General features: G+C 43.8%; 4 protein-coding genes. All 4 read right to left on the bottom strand.

Annotated features, from left to right (window positions below; genetic code table 11):
* Window positions 1-60 precede the first annotated feature (60 nt).
* The 4 genes from bamE to nadK all read right to left on the bottom strand — a co-directional run bounded on the left by bamE (window position 61) and on the right by nadK (window position 4,725).
* Window positions 61-420 carry an outer membrane protein assembly factor BamE gene (gene bamE, locus AC4MRV_RS21250; RefSeq protein WP_491189283.1) on the bottom strand — a complete coding sequence of 120 codons (360 nt, stop codon included), beginning with the start codon at window positions 418-420 and terminating at the stop codon, window positions 61-63.
* A 176-nt stretch (window positions 421-596) separates the two neighbouring features.
* Window positions 597-2,261 (bottom strand): DNA repair protein RecN, encoded by a 1,665-nt coding sequence (recN, locus tag AC4MRV_RS21245; protein ID WP_491189282.1) that lies wholly within the window; start codon window positions 2,259-2,261, stop codon window positions 597-599.
* 163 nt (window positions 2,262-2,424) lie between these two features.
* Window positions 2,425-3,609 (bottom strand): DUF3103 domain-containing protein, encoded by a 1,185-nt coding sequence (locus tag AC4MRV_RS21240; RefSeq protein WP_491189281.1) that lies wholly within the window; start codon window positions 3,607-3,609, stop codon window positions 2,425-2,427.
* Between the two features lie 231 nt (window positions 3,610-3,840).
* On the bottom strand, window positions 3,841-4,725 hold the full coding sequence (gene nadK / locus AC4MRV_RS21235; protein WP_491189280.1) for an NAD(+) kinase: 885 nt from the start codon (window positions 4,723-4,725) through the stop codon (window positions 3,841-3,843).
* Window positions 4,726-4,812 lie beyond the last annotated feature (87 nt).

Genomic DNA, 4,812 nt, shown 5'->3' with positions numbered 1-4,812 from the left:
CTGCTTTCTGCTTTCTGCTTTCTGCTTTCTGCTTTCTGCTTTCTGCTTTCTGCTTTCTGCTTAGTTAATACTTTCGAAAAAGTCGCTACTTGCTGGGAAGTCACCTTTTACTTCTACCAGTTGGCCTTGGCCATTGAAGTTAACGATCAAGTCTTTTTGTACTGAGTCGTTGTGGCCTTCAGTGTGGTGGTAGATGTAGTACCAAGTATCTGGGTAGCCATTTTCAATCAACATTGGTGAGCCCATTACGTAACGAACTTGCTCTTTCGTCATGCCAAACTTTAGTTTTTCAACTGAGCCTTGTTCGATGTAGTTGCCTTGGTTGATATCAATACGATAAACCAATTTTTCTAATAGAGAGCAGCCTGTCAGGGTAGACACAGCGAGCGGTACAGCGATAAGCCACTTTGTGAATTGCATACTTAAATTCTTGCTACTGATATTGGTTAAACTTTGCCGATAATAAACAAGCTGAGCCTCAATGTAAAAAACTCATGCAGTTTTGAATTGTTTCAGACTGCGATTTTTGAGTTTTGTTGCAAAGTCGAGCCAAAAAAGTTGTTTTATGGAACTTTGGCTCGGCTAGTTAGCGAGTATTAAGCGGCAATCAGCAATTCGCGAGCGTTCGCTAAGGTTGATTCAGTGATCTGACTGCCTCCAAGTAGGCGAGCAAGTTCAGAGATTCGCTCGTTATCATTCAATGAATTCATTTGCGTTTCGGTTTTTCCGGCTTTGGTTTGCTTAGCGACAAACAACTGTTGATGACCGCAGCCTGCAACTTGAGGCAGGTGAGTTACACACAGCACTTGGGTTGATTCGCCAAGCTTACGCAGCATTTTACCAACCACGGCTGCTGTAGGGCCGCTGATCCCCACATCGACTTCATCAAAGATTAGACTTGGAGTATCAACTTTCTGCGCGGTAATCACTTGGATAGCTAATGAAATACGAGACAGCTCACCACCAGAGGCGACTTTAGCAATAGGTTGCATTGGTTGACCTGGGTTGGTTGAAACAACGAAACAAACACTATCCATCCCTAGTGGAGAAGGGTGAGTTCCTTGATTATTGACATCAATACTGAACTGGGCTTTTTCCATGCTTAATTCGTGCATGCTTGCGGTAATAAGTTTGTTCAATTCTTTCGCGTAGCGGCCGCGTGACTTGTGAAGTTTTTCTGCTGCGATCAAGAAAGCTTGATACTTGTTCTCTACTTCTTGCTCTAATGCATCGAGCTTTTCATCTGAGCAGTCAAGCGCTTCAATTTGACTCAATAAATCTTGGTGGTGTTGATACAAGTCATCTGGCATAACGTGATGTTTGCGAGCTATCGACATTACTTTGGAGAATCGCTCCTCGACATACGCCATCCGACCGGGATCGACGTCAATATTGTCGAGATAGTTGCGCAATTCGCTATTCGCTTCTTCCAGTTGAATGATGGCTTCAGCGACCATGTTGGGCAGGTCAGCAAGCTTTTCATCTAATTCTGCTAATTGAATTAAGGAATGATTGGCTGATTGCAAAATACCAAGCGCATTAACTTCTTCGCCTTCGTAAATAAGTTCGATGGCTTGTTGGCAGGTAGAGGCAAGCTCTCCGCTGTTGGATAGTCTTTTGTGCTCTTGTTCAAGCTCTTCATATTCATCCTCGCCAAGTGAAAGCTCATTGAGTTCTTTTATTTGATATTCGAGCAGTTGTTTTTGAGCCAAGTTGGCTGCGCTGTTTTCCTTCAATTGCTTGAGGTTGTTATCCGCTTGTCGCCAAGTTTGGTAAGCATTTCGGGTACTTTTTAAAAGGTTAGTATGCCCTGCATATTGATCAAGCATGGCCATTTGGTACTCGCTTTTCATCAGTTGATGGTGAGCATGTTGACCGTGAATATTGATTAAGAGCTGCCCAAGAGATTTGAGTTGTGAAAGTGGTACTGGGCTGCCGTTAATAAATGCGCGTGAACGTCCTTCTTTGCTAACAATTCGACGTAAAATACAGTCGTTGCCATCAAGAAGGTCATTGTCTTCTAGCCAGCGCGTTGCGTGAATATTATTTTCAAGAGAAAAAGCGGCACTGACTTCTGTTTTCTCTTCCCCTTGTCGGACCATGCTGGCTTCTGCGCGTCCGCCCAAACATAAACCTAATGCATCAATAGCAATAGATTTACCTGCGCCTGTTTCGCCTGTAATGGTCGTCATTCCTTTGGATAGCTCTAGCTGTAGAGACTTAACAATTGCAAAATTATTAACACTTAGATGAGCCAGCATGTAGTTGTACCTGTTTAAATGAACAATACTGTATATAAGTGCAGTATATACTGTTTCTTTATACAGTAAAGGTGGGCTGGTGGTTTTTTTTATTGGGAGAGTTTTTTTGTGATGGGTACTAAAAAGCCGCAGTGATTACTGCGGCTTGCATTGGGTTTATCCTCTATGGACGAGTTGGGTTAATGGTCAGCGGCTCTAGCGTGACCACTGCATTGACCCCAGCCCCAGGGTGATCGACATACGAGGTGTCTTGCATAATGGTGTAGTACACATCAACAAAGTCATCATCATTGGTTAGTGCGCCATCTGGAATGGCTGCGATGATCTTGTTCGTGATTTGCGGAATAATTGCGTAGGCTTGCACTTCAGGATCAGGAATCGCTTTTAAGACTTCTTCTGCAACCTGTACTAACAAACTCGCGAGTTTTTTATAGTCGGTTCCATCATCTTGCTCCATGATGACGATGTCAGCAGCCCCCCAACGATAGCGAGACCAATGAATCATGATTTGATTTGGGTAGTAATCTTGATTGTCATAATCCAAGTAAGGTAATTCAACCAGATCTAAAGTCGGCTCATCGCGACTTGGGTTTACCCCTGTCACCAAGGCATAAATCTCAGCTTTGCCCGAAATCCAAGGTTCTTGGTCGTTTCCTAGGCGAATTTTCTTTAATTGAGTGGTGTGAATCGGGGCCACTTCACCTGAGCTACGAGCGCTGAATGTCGTATTGTCACTGCGGCTGTTGAGGAAAGGCTGTACGCGGGTTGATTGACCCAGTTTGTTCATCTCAGCTTGCATCGCTTGTAAGCCAGCTTTGAGTTCGGCACTACTATTGCTATCAACCACAAGAACAGGAACGTCAGGCAATTGGTAAACATCAAGCTGGTGAAGTTGGCCGTACACGTCATACGCTTCAATGTACTGCCATTGCTCATCGTCACCGCTTGGTTCAAATGCAAACAGTGGTTCGATCTCTCCTTGTTGCCATGCGTCTAGCATCGCTGGGTTTGCTAGGCGAACTTCCAAAATCTGATCGGCATATTCGGTAATGCCTTTCCAGCTACGAATTTGATCATCAGCTTCTAGTAACTGATGGCTAAATGTTGAAAGTGGATTAATCTCGGCAAACTCAGAAACCGCGACGCTAGTGTCTTGAGCGGTAATTTCTTTTCTAAGTAGCGGTTCTACTTCGGCGTAACTTTCGCTCAGTTCCAGTGCGAGTTCGCGTTTAGTCTGAGTGATGTCGTTCGCTCTTGCGTTGGATGTATCGGTGACTTTTGAATCTTCTGATTGGCAGCCCATAAGCACTAACGTAGATAGAGCGGACAATATAATCGTTTTTTTCATGCTGTGTCCTCTATGGTTGGATATTGAATAGAGTTTTTATTCTATTCGCCAAGAGAATATCATCGCTCAGTTTTCATTCAATTGGCTTGATGGATTGATATTAGAATTTGCACACAGGATCAAATTTTATAAATTGTAAATTAGCGATAGCTTATATGGATAAATGGGGAAAAGTAGTGGAAGTGTTTGTAAAAGTATAGGGTTAGCCCTATTGCTAACCCTATGGGAATGCTAGAAGAGTTTGCTAGACCAACCGAGTTTATTTCGTAACACGTGATAATAGCTGTAATCTTTCGGGTGGATCAGTTTGAGTACATTAGGGCTTTGATAAATATGTACTTCGTCACCTGGGGAAACAGGGAGAGATACTTGGCCGTCGCAACTGACTTCTTGAGTACCACGATTATCAGGTGAAACCACGAGTTTTATGCGACGATTGCCATCAACCACTAATGGGCGGCTCGATAGTGTATGTGGAAACATCGGAACCAAAGAGATCGCATTTAGGCTAGGGGATAGTATTGGACCACCTCCAGACAAGGAGTAAGCGGTTGAACCTGTCGGTGTGGAGACAATTAAGCCGTCGGCACGTAGAGAGAATGCGAAGCTGTCATCAATGTAAACTTCGAACTCAATCATGTGCGCCACTTGGCCTGGGTGGAGAACGGCTTCGTTGAGTGCAGCATTGTGGCTTTTTACTTGCCCGTGACGATGCACTTCCGCTTCGAGCAAAAAGCGCTCTTCTTCAATAAATTCGCCATCTAGTACGGTTTTAAGAGCGGATTGGAAATCTTCAGGGTTTAAGTCCGTTAAAAAGCCAAGATTGCCTCGATTGACGCCAATCACGGAGATATCAAATCTTGATAATACGCGGGCAGCACCAAGCATATTGCCATCACCGCCGACCACGATGGCAAGATCAGCCGCTTTGCCTAATTGAATCAAGCTAGCAAAGTCTTCTTTGGGTACGTCATCGAGAATTTCAATTAAACGGTCATCGATAAAAACTTGATAGCCCTCAGATTTCAACCAAGTGTATAGCTCCCGGTGAGTCTGAATTGCTTGCTGATCTCGTGGTTTTCCGATGATGGCGATCACTTGAAAAGATTTTTTCATAGGTTTTCCGCACTAAATAGGCTTGATTCGATAATCTTCATCCCCATAATAATGGCAAGTTAGCTATTTATGCGAATTTTTGTGTAT

This window comes from Vibrio sp., from assembly GCF_984391705.1.
This window is presented reverse-complemented; position numbering and strand designations above follow the sequence as displayed.